The organism is Marinobacter oulmenensis, from assembly GCF_014201735.1.
Lineage (GTDB): Bacteria > Pseudomonadota > Gammaproteobacteria > Pseudomonadales > Oleiphilaceae > Marinobacter > Marinobacter oulmenensis.
Window position 1 is genome coordinate 130,199 of the sequence record NZ_JACHFE010000002.1, and the last position, 15,815, is coordinate 146,013.

The window sequence follows — 15,815 nt, forward strand, 5'->3', positions numbered from 1 at the left end:
TCATGCGAATCATTCTTGCCCCGATGGAAGGGCTGGTGGATGCGCCCATCAGGGAAACGCTGACCCATGTCGGTGGCATTGACCGGTGCGTCACCGAGTTTGTCCGGGTAACCCATGGCATGTTGCCACCGCGGGTTTTCTACAATTATGCCCCGGAGCTCCATAACCGGGCCCTGACCCGTGCCGGCACGCCTGTATCCGTTCAGTTGCTGGGCTCCGATCCCGAGATGATGGGTCGCCATGGCGCCCGGGCGGTCGAACTGGGGGCAGAGCAGGTGGACATCAATTTCGGTTGTCCGGCGAAGACCGTCAACAAGCACAAGGGCGGCTGTGTCCTGATGCGGGAACCGGAATTGATGCATGCCATTGCCAGCGCGGTGCGTGAAGCGGTGCCGGCACAGGTGCCGGTGACGGCCAAGATGCGTCTGGGCTATGACGATCGTTCCATGGGCGTCGACTGCGGCGTTGCGCTGGCGGAGGCCGGTGTGGCCGAGATTGTTATTCACGCCCGCAGCAAGGTGGACGGCTACCGTCCGCCCGCCTACTGGGAGGAGATTGCCCGGGTCCGCGAGGCGGTATCGACGCCGGTGGTGGCCAACGGTGAAATCTGGACGGTGGAGGATTACTGGCGATGCCGTGAGGTGTCTGGCTGTGACGATGTCATGATCGGCCGCGGCCTCATTGCCCGCCCGGATCTGGCTGCTCGTATCAAGGCGTCACAGAGGGGCGAGCCGCTCCCGGAAATGCCCTGGCACGATGTGGTCGCTCTGGTCGGTGACTACGCGAGAGCGCTCCAGGATCGTCTGGAAGACCGTTATGTCACGGGGCGGATCAAGCAGTGGCTGAACTATCTTCGCCAGGGCTACCATGAGGCCGAAACCCTGTGGCCCAGAGCTCGGAAAATCCGGGAGGTGGCTCCCATGATGGCCTGTCTTGAGCAGATAGCAGGGAAGGAGGAGATGGCCCGGTTGCGTCCGGAGCCATCCCCGATGCACGTGGTCAGTTGATGCCGTGGGCCTTGAAGTGCTCCACGTAGGCCTTGTCGACTTTCAGGATGTGATGGCTTAACCAGTCCTTGAGCAGATCGAGCGCCTGGGCACCGGCCGGCTCGCCGCTTTCGTGCCGTTCCAGCAGGCTCATCACCTTGGCCGTGAACGCATCGTGCTCGGCTTTGTGTGCTTCTGTCTCGGGATACCCCAGGCGGTTAAACAGGTCTTCCTCGAGAATAAAATGGTTCATGGTGTAGTCCACCAGAGCATCCAGAACCTCGCCGATGGTTTCTTCATCCGCGCCCACCTGCATGACGTCGTGCAGTTGGTTGGTTTGCTCGACCAGCCAGCGGTGTTGCTGGTCAATCTCTTCTATGCCTACTTCCAGTTCTTTGCTCCACGGCCAGAACGCCATCTGTCCCTCTCCTGAAATCCTTGCGTGTTGTTGCAAGCCATCCTATGAACAGGGCCGCGCAACGGTCTTGACGGACGTCAAGACAACCGGGGCTGTCCGGTAACAACGGAAAGTTTTGCAATATCAGGCCAGGGAAGGGGCTAGGAGCGGTAGCAAAGGCCCGGCAAGGCGGGCCATCAGCTTTTACTGGGAGGCGGTATCGAGTTGTTTGCGCATGGCATAGCGAAGGAACATGGCCCCCCGGAGGGTGACCTGTTGCTCGTCGACAACTTCAAAACCGTGGCGTTCAAAGAAAGGACGCGCGACCACGCTGGCTTCGGTACGCAATTCCGAGACCCCACGGGCGGCCAGGTCCTGCTCGGCCTCCCGGTAAAGGGCCGAGGCCACACCCCGGCGGGCGTAGTTGGGAGCGGTGAACACCAGGTCAATATTGCCGTCGGGCTCGTACGAAATAAAGCCGGCAAGGTGAGAGCCTTCTTCGGCCACCAGGGTTTCCAGGGAATCCAGACGCTGGCGCCAGGTATCCAGGTGCGGCGTTCGTGAAGCCCAGGCAAAGCGCTGGGTTTCATCGTAAGCCGTGGCTGCGAGCTGATGGACGGATTCCGTGAACAGTCGGACCAGTGGGCTGAGATCCTGTATCCGATACCTGCGAATGTGGATAGAGCTTTCCGGGTTCATGGGCAATCAGTGTGCACTCGTGTTGGAAAACAGATTGATAACCAATACACCGGCTACAATGAGCAGCATACCGGCAATCGCGGGAAAATCCAGCCTTTGACCCATGGCCAGCCAGCCTATCAGGGATATCAGAACAATCCCAAGGCCGGCCCAAGCGGCGTAGGCCAGGCCAACCGGAATGACCCGGATGGCCAGCGACAGAAAGTAGAATGCCACGGCGTAACCGACAATGACCATAAGGGTTGGCCCCAGTCGGGTGAACCCATCACTGGCCTTGAGCGCGGTAGTGCCTACGACTTCGGCGACGATCGCCACCATCAGATACATCCAGCTCATCGCTAACAGGGTGCTCCGTATCGGAATCCGTTGTCATTGGGTCGGGAGGGGTGCAACGCGAGCAGGCCGCCTCGGGAGCATTGATTGTACAGGGCCGGTGTGGCCACGCAATCCGCTGTTCTGCACAGGGAAAACTCGGGAAGGGGCGAATCGGCCCGGAGCGTCAATATCCTGTAAAGATCTCTTTTTGCGCTTGAAAAGCATTCGCGCTGGTGCAGAATGAGGGCCGTCCCGAGCAATATACCGCCCCCTCGTCCGGAACAGGAACTTCATGTCCAACCGCATTGAAACAACCCGCCCGCTGCTGCTTGTACTGGCCGTGGCTCTGGGGCTGACCGGCTGTGCCGGCCAGAAACCCGTGCCCGAACCACCCGTGGAGCTCCCCGGTCAGTTTTCCGTAAGCGGGGAGGTGCAGATGGAGAACCGGTGGTGGCGAGCGTTCGAAGACCCCCGGCTGGACCAACTGATGGACCGGGCCCTGACCGACAATCTGGATTTACGGGCCAGTTTCCAGCGGCTTCGCCAGGCCAGGGCAGCGGCCGACAGTCAGGCATCCGGGCTGTTCCCGTCAGTCGATGGCAACGCCGGGGCCGAGCGGCAGGAAACGGACAGCTCAGGCAGTGATACCTTCAGCGCGGGCCTGAGCGCGAGTTATGAAGTTGATCTGTGGGGCAGAATCCAGTCACAGGTGCAGGCGGAGGAGTACCGCGTGCAGGCGACCCGGGCGGAGTATCAGGCTGCGGCTGTCTCACTCACCGGAGAGATCGCCAATGCCTGGTTCCAGCTTGTGGAACAGCAGGGTCAGCAGGCGCTCGCCCGCCGACAACTGGAGACCAATGAAAACCTGTTGTCGCTGATTGAGGCCCGCTTCGCCGCCGGGCAGGGTGGCAGCGCCGATGTCCTGCGACAGCGACAGCTGGTGGCATCGTCCCGTGATCGGCTCAACAGCATCGGGGCGGAGATCCGCATTCTGGAAAACCAGCTATCGGTGCTGCTCGGACGCTCTCCGGGGCAGGCCGGCCTGCCGGTAAGTGACACCCTTCCGGAACTGCCAGCGCTGCCTGATACCGGTGTTCCCGGTGAACTGGTACGCCGGCGCCCGGATGTGGAGCAGGGCTGGCGCCAGGTCCAGGCCGCCGATGAAGACCTGGCTGCCGCGATTTCCAACCGTTTCCCGAGGCTGACACTGGATGCCTCCCTGCGCGACAGCGCGGAGGACGTCAGCAACCTGTTCGATAACTGGCTGGCGACCCTCGCTGCCAATCTCACCGTGCCCCTGGTTGACGGTGGCCAGCGCCGGGCCGAGGTCCGCCGTTCCCGGGCGGTCCTGGAACAGCGGGTTCAGTCGTACGGTCAGACCGTGCTCACGGCACTCCAGGAGGTCGAGGATGCGCTGGCCCGGGAGCAACAACAGAAGCGGACACTGGCAAGCCTGGCGCAGCAGATCCGCCTGGCCGAAGCCAGCTACCGGCAGTTGAGAACCCAGTATCTCAATGGCGCCGTCAGTTACATCGAAGTCCTTAACGCATTGCAGGATCAGCAGGACCTTCGCCGGGAGCAGCTCAGCACCCGACAGCAACTGCTGGGTTACCGGGTGTCCCTGTATCGTGCCCTGGCCGGAGGTCTTGAGGTCCCCGGCACGGAGAGTGAAAGACCGACCCCTACCACGGAGAACGACGAGGCATGAGCCATTCCATTGATGACAACGCTGCCCGGCCGGAACGCGGCAGGGCCGGCCTTCTGAAAACGGCGTTTGTCACGGTACTGATCGTGCTGGCCGGCATCGGCATCATCTGGCTGATTTTCAGCACCGAACCCCAGGCCACCCGCAAGGACGGCGCGCGGGAAATGGCCATGCTGGTGGATGTGGAGACCGTCAAACGGGGCAGCTACCACCCCACAATTACGGTGATGGGACAGGTTGTGCCGGCCCGCGAGGTCACCCTGAGCGCCAGAGTCAGTGGACAGGTAATCAGCCTGAACCCGTCATTCAACCCGGGCCGCCGGGTCGGGCAGGGCGAACCGCTGCTGCGGATCGATCCCGCAGATTATGAGGCGGTGCTGGCACAGCGCCAGGCGGATTTTCAGCAGGCGCTGGCGGAACTGGAACTGGAAAAGGGGCAGCAGTCTGTCGCCCGGCAGGAATTCGAGTTGCTGGGCGAAGAGGTGAGTTCGGTCAATGAGGCGCTGGTACTGAGAAAGCCCCAGCTGGAACAGGCCCGGGCCAGTGTCGCGGCCGCCCGTGCCTCCCTCAGGCAGGCGGAGCTCGACCTTGAGCGCACCCGTGTGCGCGCTCCCTTCCCGGCTCAGGTGCTGGACCGGCAGGTAGCGACCGGCTCGGAAGTGAGTGCAGGCTCCGAACTGGGCCGGTTGGTGGCCACCGATGAGTACTGGGTGGATGCCACCGTGCCGCTGGCCAGGCTGCGCTGGCTGAACTTCAGTGACAGCCAGGGAGAGCGTGGTGCGCCTGTGTCACTGCATCAGCAGGGCGTTTGGCGTGACGATGAAACCCGGCAGGGGAACCTGACGCAACTGGTGGGCGAGCTGGATGGCAATGCCCGCATGGCCCGGGTGCTGATAACGGTGACCGATCCCCTGGCGCTGGATCAGGCCCAGGGCCAGCCACCGCTGATCCTCGGGACCATTGTCGAAGCGAAGATTCAGGGCCGCGAACTGGACGAGGTGATCCGGGTCAGGCGCGACCGGATTCGCCGCGATGACACCGTCTGGGTGATGGCGGACGGCAAGCTCGCAATCCGTCAGCCGGAGATTGTTTTCCGGGATGAGACCTATGCCTACATCGGCTCCGGCCTTGAAAGCGGCGAACAGGTGATTACCAGCGATCTGGCCTCCGTGGTCAGCGGCGCCAGGCTGCGGCTGGAGGGAGACCCGCAATGAGCGATACGCCCAAACGCCAGGGTTGGGTCGGGCCGATCGAGTGGATGGCCCGCAACTCCATTGCGGCGAACCTGATGATGATCCTGCTGCTCACCGGCGGCCTCTGGATGGCGCTGCACGTGCAGAAAGAGGTGTTCCCGGAATTTGAGCTGGATATCGTCCAGGTTAGTGTCAGTTATCCGGGGGCCTCTCCCTCTGAGGTGGAGAAAGGCATTCTGCTGCCGGTGGAAGAAGCCGTTCAGGGCATCCAGAGTATCGAGGAAATGTCGTCAACGGCCCGGGAAGGCAGCGGCACCATCCAGCTGGAACTGGTAGCCGGCACTAACCGCATGCAGGCCCTGCAGGATATCGAACAGGCGGTGGACCGGGTACGTACGTTTCCCGAGCAGGCGGAGGAGCCGGAAGTCCGCCTGGTGACTCCGACCCGCGATGTGCTGGAACTGGTGCTATACGGTGACGTGGACACCTGGACCCTGCGCCAGCTTGGCGAGCAGGTCCGTAACCGGCTGCTGACAGAAAACGCCATCACCCAGGCGGAAATCAGCGATGTTCCGGCCTACATGACCAGTATCGAGATTCCCCGGGATACCTTGCGCAAATACAACCTGACACTGTCCGAGGTGGCCAGCCGCATCGAGCAGTCGAGCCAGGATATCCCGGCAGGCTCCATGGCCACGGACAACGGCGACATACTGCTGCGGCTCAAAGAGCGCAAACAGTGGGCGGACGCGTTTGAGGGCATTGCCATCCTGACCGCCGAGACCGGCGGAGTCATTACCCTGGGCGACATCGCCACGGTACGGGATGGCTTCGAGGAAGGCGGTTTCCATTCCCGTTTCAATGGTCAGCCTTCGGTAGAAATCGAGATTTTCCGGACCGGGGACCAGTCACCGCTGGAGATCGCGGCATCCGTCGAGGCGGTCATGGACGAATTGCAGGTGACGCTACCCGACGCCGTCAGTATCCGCATTGACAGCAATCGTGCGGAGCATTTTGAAGATCGCATGGATATGCTGCTGGAAAACGGCGTGATGGCGATGGTCATTGTACTGGTGATCCTCAGCCTGTTCCTGGAGTACCGGCTGGCCTTCTGGATCATGATGGGGATGACCATCTCCTTTGTCGGCAGTGTGTTTTTCCTTCCGGCCATGGATGTAAGCATCAACATGATTTCCATGTTCGGCTTCCTGATGGTGCTGGGCATCGTGGTGGATGACGCCATAGTGGTGGGCGAGAACATCTACGAATACCGGGAACAGGGCATGACCTTCATGCAGGCTGCCATCAAGGGGGCACAGGACATTGCCGGCCCGGTCATTTTCAGCATTCTGACCAATATTGTTGCGTTCCTGCCGCTGCTGTTCGTACCCGGTACCACGGGTAAATTCTGGTGGCCGCTGGGCGTGGTGGTGATCCTGGTGCTGGCGATCTCGCTGATTGAGGCGTTGTTCATCCTGCCGGCCCACCTTGCCCATAGCGGGCGTGGCAGCGTGACGATCTATGGTCGGTGGATGCACGGACTGCAACGGATCTTTGCCCGCGGTTTCCAGGCCGTGGTGGACCACGGCTACCGGCCGCTGCTGGATTTGTCCCTGCGTTTCCGCTACGTCACCCTGACGGCGGCAATGACCATCATGGTGGTCTGTGGCGCCTATGCCATGAGCGATCACATGGGCATGATCATGATGCCCTCGGCGCCCGCCGATGAAATAGAGGCCAATGTCCAGCTACCGGTTGGCACCACCTCGCGTCGTGCCGGAGAAGTAGCCATGGCGATAACCCGGGATACCCGGCGATTGCTTGATCAGAGCGAGCTGGCTGACAACGTCGAGGGCATCAAAACCAATGTCCGGGGTGAACAGTCGATTGATGTGGAACTGGTGCTCAGGCCCGAGGAGGAGCGCTCCCTGGCGGTCTCGGAGATCGTTGAGCTCTGGCGCAACGAACTGGGCGACTTCAAGGGCGTGGATGAGATTACCTTTTCGGCGGAGCAGGGGCCGGGAAGCTGGCGTGATGACATCAGCGTGGACCTCAGTCATACCGATATCGACGTACTGGCCCGGGCCAGCCAGCGATTCTTCGACGAGCTCCAGAGCATCAGCCAGACCCGAAACGTCAATGACAGCTACACCGCCGGCAAGCCCCAGTTTGATATTTCCCTGAATGCCCACGGCCGGGCCCTGGGGTTGACTGGTGCCGAGGTGGGCCGCCAGTTGAGAGATGCCTACTATGGTGCCATTGCCCTGCGCCAGTTGAGAGGCATCAATGAAAACGAGATACGGGTGAGGCTGCCCGAATCAGAGCGGCAGGACCTGTACTCTCTGGATAACTTCATCATTCGGACCCCCGATGGCCAGGAAGTGCCGCTGATGGACATCGCCGACCTGTCGATCGGCGAATCCTTCCGCTCCATCAGTCGCCGGGACGGCCGGCGGATTATCACCGTGGGCACCGATGTGGAACCCAAAGCCGCGACCCGGCAGGTACTGGAGGTGATCCAGGCGGAGATACTGCCCCAGCTCCGCGCCGACTTCCCGGGCCTGACCTGGAGCTTCCAGGGCAGCCAGGCCGACATGCGCGAGTCCACCGGTGCGCTCTGGGGCGGCTTTGGCCTGGCCATGGGCGTGATCTACGCCCTGCTGGCGATTGCTTTCGGCAGTTACCTGCAGCCACTGGTGGTGATGCTCGCAATCCCCTTCGGCGCCGTGGGTGCGATTATCGGCCACATGATTCTGGGCATGGAACTGTCCCTTGTGAGCATCATGGGCATTGTGGCGCTCTCCGGCGTGGTGGTGAATGACTCGCTGATCATGGTGACCTACGCCAACCGGCAGCGGCACCGCCTCGAGCCCGCTCAGGCCATTTATGAAGCGGGGCTGCGCCGGTTTCGCCCCATTGTGCTGACCACCCTGACCACCTTTGGCGGGCTGGCACCGATTATCTCCGAGACCTCCCTGCAGGCGATCTACCTGATCCCGATGGCAGTCTCCCTGGGCTTTGGCATCGTCTTCGCCACGGCCCTGATTCTGTTCCTGGTACCGTGCCTGTATCTGGTGCTGGAAGACGCCAAGGCGTTGTTCGGCCCGGGCAGAAGCAGACTCGCGCGGGCCCGATAAGGCCAGGTCAATTCTGTTCAATACCCGGGGAATGACATGGGGCAGACTCTCTGGCATTCGATGCTACGGAGTCCCCCATGAGTACCGCGCTGATCCTGTTCTCAACGGTCGCAGTGGCTCACTTTTTAGCCTTGCTGAGCCCTGGCCCTGATTTTGTTCTGGTTGTAAAAAGTGCGATCAGGAACGATCGAAGCAAGGCCATAGGCGTGGCCGCTGGCATATCGACCGCAAACGCCTTGTACATTGCCTTGTGTCTGATTGGCGTTGGAACCTTACTGGCCAGTTCTGTGCCTCTGATGATCTTCCTGAAGATTATCGGCGGCCTGTTTCTCATGTTTCTGGCCATTCAGGCTCTGCGAGCAAAGAGAAGTGCTTACGCGGAATTGTCCGTAGAAAACGATCAAACCCAATACGGAAACGCCAGCTTCATAAAAGAATTCATGACCGGCTTTATGTCAGGAATTCTTAACCCCAAGAACCTCCTGTTCTACCTGAGCCTGTTCACCGTGGTACTGACGAACGACGTGGGCCTGCTATTCAAGATTGCACTGGGCGTATGGATGACGCTTGTGGTCTTCCTCTGGGATGCCGCCATCATATTTATGCTGTCTGCCAATAAAGCCCGGAGCAGGTTTGCGAAAGCCGCTTACTACATCGACAAGCTAACCGGTGCCATTCTTGGAATAGTGGGCTTTACGATTGTTAAGTCGGCATTGACGAGATAAAAATCCACTGACGCCGCCCCATTTGATTGCCCCCACCACAAGGTCCCAGGCCCTAGCGCGGAAGAATTCCACCCTGAAAGCCGGAGATAGACGACAACTGTCGCAAAACTCCTTCCGAAATTTCCAAGTTATTGAAAAGTATTCGTTTTCTTGATTCTGGCCTGTAAATAAGCGAACGCCTGATCTGAGACAAACCCGACAATTGACGTCTATCTGCGGGAGAGCTAGTGTAGACGTTCAATACATTTCTGATATAGAGGGAAAAATGGCAACTGGCTTTGACATCGGCGCGGGGATAGGCGCGTTCTGGATAGACGTCATTTGTCGTTGAATTAGCTGTTATCTTTAAAAAAAGGAATAAGTCATGAAAGAAACTGAAATTACTACGCTAGAAGAGTTGCGGGAGCACTTGGCCGACAAGTATGAGACTGAATGGAGAAATCTGTCAGCTGATGAAGTCTTGAAAAAGCAAGACGCTATTTTGCGTAATTATGAATTAAGCTCTGAAGAATATGAGTATGCAGCTCCTCTGGCCGCCATAATGGAAGACCAGTCGGCAAAGAAGACCATCATTAACACAAGTAAAGCAAGAGCAATCCTGATCAAGGCAAAAAGGAAGTAGCGAATGACATTCAATATGGATGTGGGTACTTTTATAATAGCTGCAGCCGGCGCCTGGATAGCATATAGCCAATTGAGAAAGATAAATTCGCAGATTGCGATAGGAGTTGAGAATCAGCGAATGGATTCATTGAAAATTGTTCTCGAGATAGAAACTCAAATGAATTCGAGGAAGCTCGAGTTTGATAAAGCGGCAAAATCGGTTAGGGAAGCAAGTCATAGTGGAGCATTAGATGATGGGGCTTTAGAAATACTGAGCGACTTTTTTAATTCTACTAAAGAAAGTTATTTTAATGCGCTCGACCGACTATGCTATTGCATAGAAAAAGATTATATAAGTGATAAAGATTGGCGAACCGAGTATAGAAACCTTGTTCGCGATATTATATCTGAATATGAGGAAGATTTTGGAGAAGCCTCACCATATAACAACATTAAGAAAATTAACAAAAAATGGCAGCAGTCGTAGGCTTTCCAGTGAAAGATAACAAGTGACTGTGGTGTCAATTCCATAAATTAAGCCATTTCACCCCGCCATGGTTCCTGGTTTTTGATCATGGTATTGAGCACCACAATCATCTTCCTCATGCAGGCGATGAGGGCGACTTTCGGGATCTTCCCCTGGGCTTTCAGGCGTTCGTAAAAGCGTTTGAACACCGGATTGCACTGGATCGATGAGAGCATGGCCATAAACATGACGGTTCGGACTCTGTGGCGCCCACCTCGTATCCTTCGTTTGCCATTGAGCTTGCCGCTGTCTCGGTTGATGGGAGCTACGCCGACAAGCGCCGCGATCTCCTTGCGGTTCAGCGAACCGAGTTCCGGTAGTTCACTCAGGAAGGTGTAGGCGAGCACTTTCCCAACACCGGGCACACTGGTCATGATCTCCATTTTGGTACGCCACTGATCCACCTTGGCCACCTCCTGCTCAATCTGCCGGGTGACCGTTTCAATCTGGTTCTGGAGCATTCGAAGCAGGCTTTTGATGGACCGGTGAAGGGATTTCGGCAGGATCTGGAGACGGTTTTTCTCCATGGTGGACATTTCCAGAAGCTGAGATCGACGGACCAGTAAGTCCTTAATCTTCTGAGAGGTTTTGTCTGGAATAGGTTTGAACTCAGGTTTCAGTGTGGCGGCGTATTGCGCGATGACCTGGGCATCAATGCGGTCGGTTTTGGCGAGCACGCCGATGGCCTGGGCGTAGCGCCTTACACTGATGGGATTGACGATAATGATTGGCAAACCGGCTTTGTCACAGGCTTGAACGAGGGCATGTTCATGTCGTCCGGACGCTTCGACAACAATGCGTTCGATCTCGTAGTTTTTGAGGATTCGGACGAAGCGACGAATGTGGGCTTCGGTATTTGGGATGGTGTAGAACTGCCCGGAGGGATGAAGGGCGATGTCCAGATTGGCTTTACCGACATCGACACCGACATTGACTGGGGTTTGGATTTCCGTGTTGTTCATAATAAGCTGACTCTGCCTTGCTATACGGGCTCGAGGCCCCGATGACTGTTCGAGTTATCGCTTGAGAGTCATGCAGCGCTGCACACTTGTTATCGGTCTCTCGGAAGAGGAGCCGGCCATGCATCGAGCTGCTGCATGAAGGCCCCCAGCGGCCACTGGGGGTGGGCCTCAATTTACCCAAACACGGAAGAAATTATCCATACAAGTGCAGGCACGGCGACGCCCTTTACATTGCGCCTTCGGCTGCATTTCAAGGGCGCGCATGCTGCAAGCGTTGAGGCTGTAGAAAAAGGTTGAAGACCTGTTTCGAGTCGAAATTGATCCAAAAATGAGCTAAAAATAGGGCCGATTCTTAAAATCTGGAATACTCATCATTGAAAACACTTCCAGATTTTACGTAGGAGCGGGATCAGAAATAGGGGCCAGAGTTTTTCTACAGCCTCGTTAGGCTTAAAGATGAGTCATATGTTGTCGGAAGTTCTGAATAGAGATGATGTAAAGAGTCGTATCATCAAGGATGCCGCCTTCTTCGATGCCTTTATGGGCGTCGCTATCGGTCTGTATTTTTCCCGGAATGACAGATTCTATACGTTTCATGAGCTAGTCGTGGAGCGTATGTCATTCAACGAAAAAATCACTGTCCTTGAAAAAATTCCATATGAGAAAAAGTATAAGTCTCAAGGTTGCTTTAAGACGATAAGGACAATTCAAAGGCTAAGAAATATCATTGCCCATGAGTACTACTTTCACGACGATAAGAAGTTGAGAAAAGGCCCTTGGAAGGAGTTACTATCAAATTGGCCGGAAACGTACACGAAAGAGTTCAAAAGGGCAAAATTACAGATTGAGCGCCTCACAAGAACAGGTGAATTCTTGAAAGGCGGGCGTTAAGATGAAGCCACTAAAGCCTAACCAGGCCAGGCACGGCGACGCCTACTACATTGCGGCTTCGCCTCCATTTCGTAGCCGCGCATGCTGGCGGCGTTAAAAATCATGAGCAACACAGGTGGTTCCTGGTAAAAGGAATCCTTCCGCCTGTAGGTTTCTTTAGCGGGGCAGATTGAACGGGCCAGAGCTTTGGGTACTACATGCTAAAAATGAGTGACCATTTCAGCCGGGAAGCCAAGTTATTGCTGTTCTTTCCAGCGCTCCTAGTCGTTATCGGTGTCTTAGTGGCGGTTGCTGGTCCGTGGATCAATCAGCAAGTGGAAATAGATCGGTGCCTGGACTCTGGGCAGGTATGACTATGAAGCCGATAGCTGTATCAGAGGTGGAAATCCGCATCCGGGATGAAGTCTGCCCTTTTTAACCAGTCAATGTTGCCGGACAGTTTTTCCGCAGCTTCGCCGCTCCAAAACTGCCGCAAATTTCAGCGTTATGGGTAAAGGAGCTACGGTGCAAAAGAAGCGTATATTTTTGATTTTATTAACTATTACGCTAGCTCTGTATATATTGTCCGGCGTTGTTTTCAACCCTATGATTATCTGGACTGCCGGGCCTGTATTCCTTTCATATCCGTTGCTGAATCATGGGTTATCTAAAGGCAGTAAGCCTAACTGCTATGGTGCATATGCCTATCTCTTAGGCAGCTCGGGCTTTAGTTTGGCTTATCATCTCGCGTGGTTTTTTGACTGGGGCGGCACCAAAACTGGCGGATCTACATCCGCTCTTATTTTTGCGGTTTTTCCGGTTTACGCTGTATTTATCGGGTCTTTGCTTTGGCCAATCGGTTACGCTGTGGGGTATGTTAGTGCCCGAAAGCCATAACCAGGCCAATCACGGCGACGCCTACTGCATTGCGGCTTCGCCTTCATTTCGTGGCCGCGCATGTTGGCGGGCGTTAGGGAGAATTCGAAACATTATGGGATCAGTAGTAGCGCTAGTAGCACATATAACAGGCACGGTTATTGCCGCCATTTTGATTTATTTTCTAGTTCCATACCTTACTGATTTTCTTGGAAATGAATTACGGTTTAATTATATCGTATTATATTCTTTGTTGGCGATTTGGAGCCTAAGAGAAGCTCGAAAAATTGAAGAAGGTAGGCATAAAGAGGCCGAAGAATTAGAAAAGTTTTTTTCAGAGGATGATAACTAGTGGCTTCAGTATTGCTAGCGATACTCGGTACTTTTATTGGGTTGCTAATCTATTATGTCAGAACGATCAGCGTTCTTGTTGATGAAAGGGATAATATAGAAAAAGACGAAGAAACATATGATCGATATAAGTGGCTCTATATCATTTCAGAAAAAATGGAGTCGATTTGGCCTTTTGTGAAAGCTGTTGATGCCACTAAATGGGTCAATATATTTTCAAATGTGGCTCTTGTCGCAGCTTGTGCACTTTTACTCTCTGTAGGGTTGTTCAAGAATTTCCTTCTGGATTATGCTGAGTTTGTTCTAATGGCTTTTTTTGTTCTTGCCTCTATATCGAGCGGCCCGAAAAGCTTTGAAACTTATAATAAAATGAAACCATATTTACCTGTCATATTCCCCGCAATTGCCTACCAAGCAATGACTATGTTGGAAATTCAGAGACCCGAAGTTGCTCAACAGCTAGTCATGCCAGGATATGAATTCATGGAAAGTAAATTGATTGCGGCATTAGTTGGGTTTACTTTTGCATTTTTATTGCCTTATCCGATGGCAAAATTTGATCAATGGTTCTCTAGGTTCCTGGCAAAAAGCACATTGCATTTTTTAAAGGACTTCATGAGGTTAGGCGTAAAGCCGATTAATAACATCGAGATATCTCAAAGAAAGGCGGCGAAAGAGTCTATAGCTGTTACTCTGAAGATATTATTGGCTCTCATCGGGCTGCTAAGCTTTATATTACATTCACCCTAACAATACGCGCCACGCGGACGCACTAAAGTGCGCGGGTGCGCTATGCGTTAGGCATTCAGGTGAGCCGCGAATCGAAAGAGATAATAAGATGAAAGATCTGCTAGAAAAGCTTTCTTCATACAACATTTTCAACTATCTCTTGCCAGGGGTGGTTTTTGTTGCAATATCCAAATCATTAACAAAATACAACTTTGTCCAAGAAGATATTATCATAGGTGTTTTTCTTTATTATTTCATTGGGCTAGCGATTAGCAGAATAGGCTCTATAGTAATTGAGCCGATCCTCAAATGGATTAAATTTGTTAGATTTTCTGAATATAGAGATTATATCGAAGCATCAAGCAAAGACAAACTTATAGAAGTTCTTTCAGAAGCCAATAATATGTATAGAACTTTCTTTTCTTTATTTTTATCTCTTTCTTTTTTAAAAGTTTTTGAGATTCTGTCTGAGCGTTATCAGTGCTTGAACTTTATTTCTTCAGAAATCGCTATTTTAGGTCTGTTGATGCTGTTTGCTTTCTCATATAGAAAGCAAACAGCTTACATCTATAAACGCGTTGATCGATTAAAAAACAAGGAATAAGTTATGTCTGATTATTTCGAAATAGATTTTTTAGATGTTGAGTCCAAAAAGAGCGGAGATGCAATACCTCTTAGATATTCAATTGACGGAGTTACGAGAATTCATGTGACTGATGGAGGTTTTCAAGCCACTGGAGATTTGGTGGTGACGCATATAAACAAATATTACGGAGCTCCCAAGTATATAGATGCTGTAATCGTAACGCACCCAGACGGAGATCACGCTGGTGGACTTAGAAAACTGTTTGATGAATACGAGATCGGTGAATTATGGATGTTGCGTCCTTGGTTATATGCTGATGAGCTAATTGATAGATTTAGCCGCTTCACGTCAACAGATAATCTTTCGAAAAGGTTAAAAGAGATATATCCAAACTTGGCTGCTTTAGAAGAGCTCGCAAAGGAGCATGGGGTAAAAATATCAGAGCCGTTTCAGGGGGCGAAAGTAGGAGATTTTAGTATTTTGGCTCCATCTAAATCTAGATACTTAGATCTTGTTGTTGAGTCGGAGAAAACTCCTGAAGCAACAAAGGCAGAGGAAGAAACCTTGGCTGAAGCTGCCGGACAGCTCATTAAAAAAGCTATCAATTTCATTAAGTCAGCGTGGGGTGACGAGTATTTTCCAGAGGACGATACAAGCCCTGAAAACAACATGAGCGTAATACAATATGCCTGCTTATGTGATAAAAAAGTACTCCTTACTGGTGATGCTGGAAGAGCAGCATTAGAAGAAGCCGCTGATTTTGCTCCAAATGTCGGGTTGGTACTTCCTGGCATTGATCGAATGCAGGTTCCTCACCATGGTTCAAGACATAATGTTTCGACAGAAGTGTTGGATAGGTGGCTCGGAACTAAACATGGCGAACAGCCTGAATCGGAGAGCTTTACTGCGATAGTGAGCGCCGCAAAGGAAGATAAAGACCACCCACGAAAGTCAGTTGTCCGAGCCTTTATTCATAGGGGGGCGAAGGTAATATCAACTGAGGGAAGTGACAAACGAACTGGCCACAATGCGCCTGAACGTGAAGGATGGGGGGCTGTAACTCCTATACCATATCCTGAAGACCAAGAAGATTGATTGCGTTCATGCCTAACAATACGTGCCAGTCGGACAGTTTGTTCCGTGGCTCTTTTTGTG

17 protein-coding genes are annotated in these 15,815 nt (G+C 53.9%); 13 read left to right on the forward strand and 4 right to left on the reverse strand.

Annotated elements, in window-relative coordinates; genetic code table 11:
* The first annotated feature begins 2 nt into the window (after window positions 1–2).
* Window positions 3–1,007: a tRNA dihydrouridine synthase gene (locus HNR38_RS03825; RefSeq protein WP_183699975.1), complete on the forward strand. Its 1,005-nt coding sequence runs from the start codon at window positions 3–5 to the stop codon at window positions 1,005–1,007.
* Here HNR38_RS03825 and HNR38_RS03830 read toward each other — a convergent pair.
* The 3 genes from HNR38_RS03830 to HNR38_RS03840 all read right to left on the reverse strand — a co-directional run bounded on the left by HNR38_RS03830 (window position 1,000) and on the right by HNR38_RS03840 (window position 2,418).
* The gene (locus HNR38_RS03830; RefSeq protein ID WP_183699977.1) at window positions 1,000–1,404 is read right to left on the reverse strand and encodes a bacteriohemerythrin; all 405 of its coding nucleotides are present in this window, start codon (window positions 1,402–1,404) and stop codon (window positions 1,000–1,002) included. The two genes, HNR38_RS03825 and HNR38_RS03830, sit on opposite strands and share 8 nt — an antisense overlap.
* 183 nt (window positions 1,405–1,587) lie before the next feature.
* The gene (locus tag HNR38_RS03835) at window positions 1,588–2,082 is read right to left on the reverse strand and encodes a GNAT family N-acetyltransferase (protein ID WP_183699979.1); all 495 of its coding nucleotides are present in this window, start codon (window positions 2,080–2,082) and stop codon (window positions 1,588–1,590) included.
* A 6-nt stretch (window positions 2,083–2,088) separates the two neighbouring features.
* Window positions 2,089–2,418 (reverse strand): DMT family transporter, encoded by a 330-nt coding sequence (locus HNR38_RS03840; protein ID WP_183699981.1) that lies wholly within the window; start codon window positions 2,416–2,418, stop codon window positions 2,089–2,091.
* Window positions 2,419–2,689: 271 nt separating this feature from the next.
* Here HNR38_RS03840 and HNR38_RS03845 point away from each other — a divergent pair, with 271 nt between their 5' ends.
* The 6 genes from HNR38_RS03845 (at window position 2,690) to HNR38_RS03870 (ending at window position 10,247) form a co-directional block, all read left to right on the forward strand.
* Window positions 2,690–4,105: an efflux transporter outer membrane subunit gene (locus HNR38_RS03845; RefSeq protein ID WP_183699983.1), complete on the forward strand. Its 1,416-nt coding sequence runs from the start codon at window positions 2,690–2,692 to the stop codon at window positions 4,103–4,105.
* A complete protein-coding gene (locus tag HNR38_RS03850) occupies window positions 4,102–5,316 on the forward strand; it encodes an efflux RND transporter periplasmic adaptor subunit (RefSeq protein WP_183699985.1) in 1,215 nt (404 codons plus the stop codon). The genes HNR38_RS03845 and HNR38_RS03850 overlap by 4 nt, the downstream gene beginning before the upstream one ends.
* Window positions 5,313–8,432, forward strand: a complete 3,120-nt coding sequence (locus HNR38_RS03855; protein WP_183699987.1) for an efflux RND transporter permease subunit — start codon at window positions 5,313–5,315, stop codon at window positions 8,430–8,432. Before HNR38_RS03850 ends, HNR38_RS03855 begins: the two co-directional genes overlap by 4 nt.
* Window positions 8,433–8,509: 77 nt before the next feature.
* A complete protein-coding gene (locus tag HNR38_RS03860; RefSeq protein ID WP_183699989.1) occupies window positions 8,510–9,157 on the forward strand; it encodes a LysE family translocator in 648 nt (215 codons plus the stop codon).
* Window positions 9,158–9,521: 364 nt separating this feature from the next.
* Complete coding sequence (locus HNR38_RS03865; protein WP_183699991.1) at window positions 9,522–9,779, forward strand: hypothetical protein; 258 nt, start codon at window positions 9,522–9,524, stop codon at window positions 9,777–9,779.
* Window positions 9,780–9,782: 3 nt separating this feature from the next.
* A complete protein-coding gene (locus HNR38_RS03870) occupies window positions 9,783–10,247 on the forward strand; it encodes a hypothetical protein (protein WP_183699993.1) in 465 nt (154 codons plus the stop codon).
* 47 nt (window positions 10,248–10,294) lie between these two features.
* On the opposite strand, the gene HNR38_RS03875 is transcribed toward HNR38_RS03870, so the two are convergent.
* On the reverse strand, window positions 10,295–11,248 hold the full coding sequence (locus tag HNR38_RS03875) for an IS110 family RNA-guided transposase (protein WP_221275665.1): 954 nt from the start codon (window positions 11,246–11,248) through the stop codon (window positions 10,295–10,297).
* Between the two features lie 456 nt (window positions 11,249–11,704).
* On the opposite strand from HNR38_RS03875, the gene HNR38_RS03880 reads away from it, so the two are divergent.
* The 6 genes from HNR38_RS03880 to HNR38_RS03905 all read left to right on the forward strand — a co-directional run bounded on the left by HNR38_RS03880 (window position 11,705) and on the right by HNR38_RS03905 (window position 15,755).
* The gene (locus HNR38_RS03880; protein WP_183699995.1) at window positions 11,705–12,139 is read left to right on the forward strand and encodes a hypothetical protein; all 435 of its coding nucleotides are present in this window, start codon (window positions 11,705–11,707) and stop codon (window positions 12,137–12,139) included.
* 504 nt (window positions 12,140–12,643) lie between these two features.
* Window positions 12,644–13,015, forward strand: a complete 372-nt coding sequence (locus tag HNR38_RS03885; protein ID WP_183699997.1) for a hypothetical protein — start codon at window positions 12,644–12,646, stop codon at window positions 13,013–13,015.
* A 94-nt stretch (window positions 13,016–13,109) separates the two neighbouring features.
* Window positions 13,110–13,346, forward strand: a complete 237-nt coding sequence (locus HNR38_RS03890) for a hypothetical protein (protein ID WP_183699999.1) — start codon at window positions 13,110–13,112, stop codon at window positions 13,344–13,346.
* Window positions 13,346–14,095 carry a hypothetical protein gene (locus HNR38_RS03895; protein WP_183700001.1) on the forward strand — a complete coding sequence of 250 codons (750 nt, stop codon included), beginning with the start codon at window positions 13,346–13,348 and terminating at the stop codon, window positions 14,093–14,095. Before HNR38_RS03890 ends, HNR38_RS03895 begins: the two co-directional genes overlap by 1 nt.
* Before the next feature lie 88 nt (window positions 14,096–14,183).
* On the forward strand, window positions 14,184–14,678 hold the full coding sequence (locus tag HNR38_RS03900) for a hypothetical protein (RefSeq protein ID WP_183700003.1): 495 nt from the start codon (window positions 14,184–14,186) through the stop codon (window positions 14,676–14,678).
* A gap of 3 nt (window positions 14,679–14,681) precedes the next feature.
* Window positions 14,682–15,755, forward strand: a complete 1,074-nt coding sequence (locus HNR38_RS03905; RefSeq protein ID WP_183700005.1) for a ComEC/Rec2 family competence protein — start codon at window positions 14,682–14,684, stop codon at window positions 15,753–15,755.
* The last annotated feature ends 60 nt before the right edge of the window (window positions 15,756–15,815 follow it).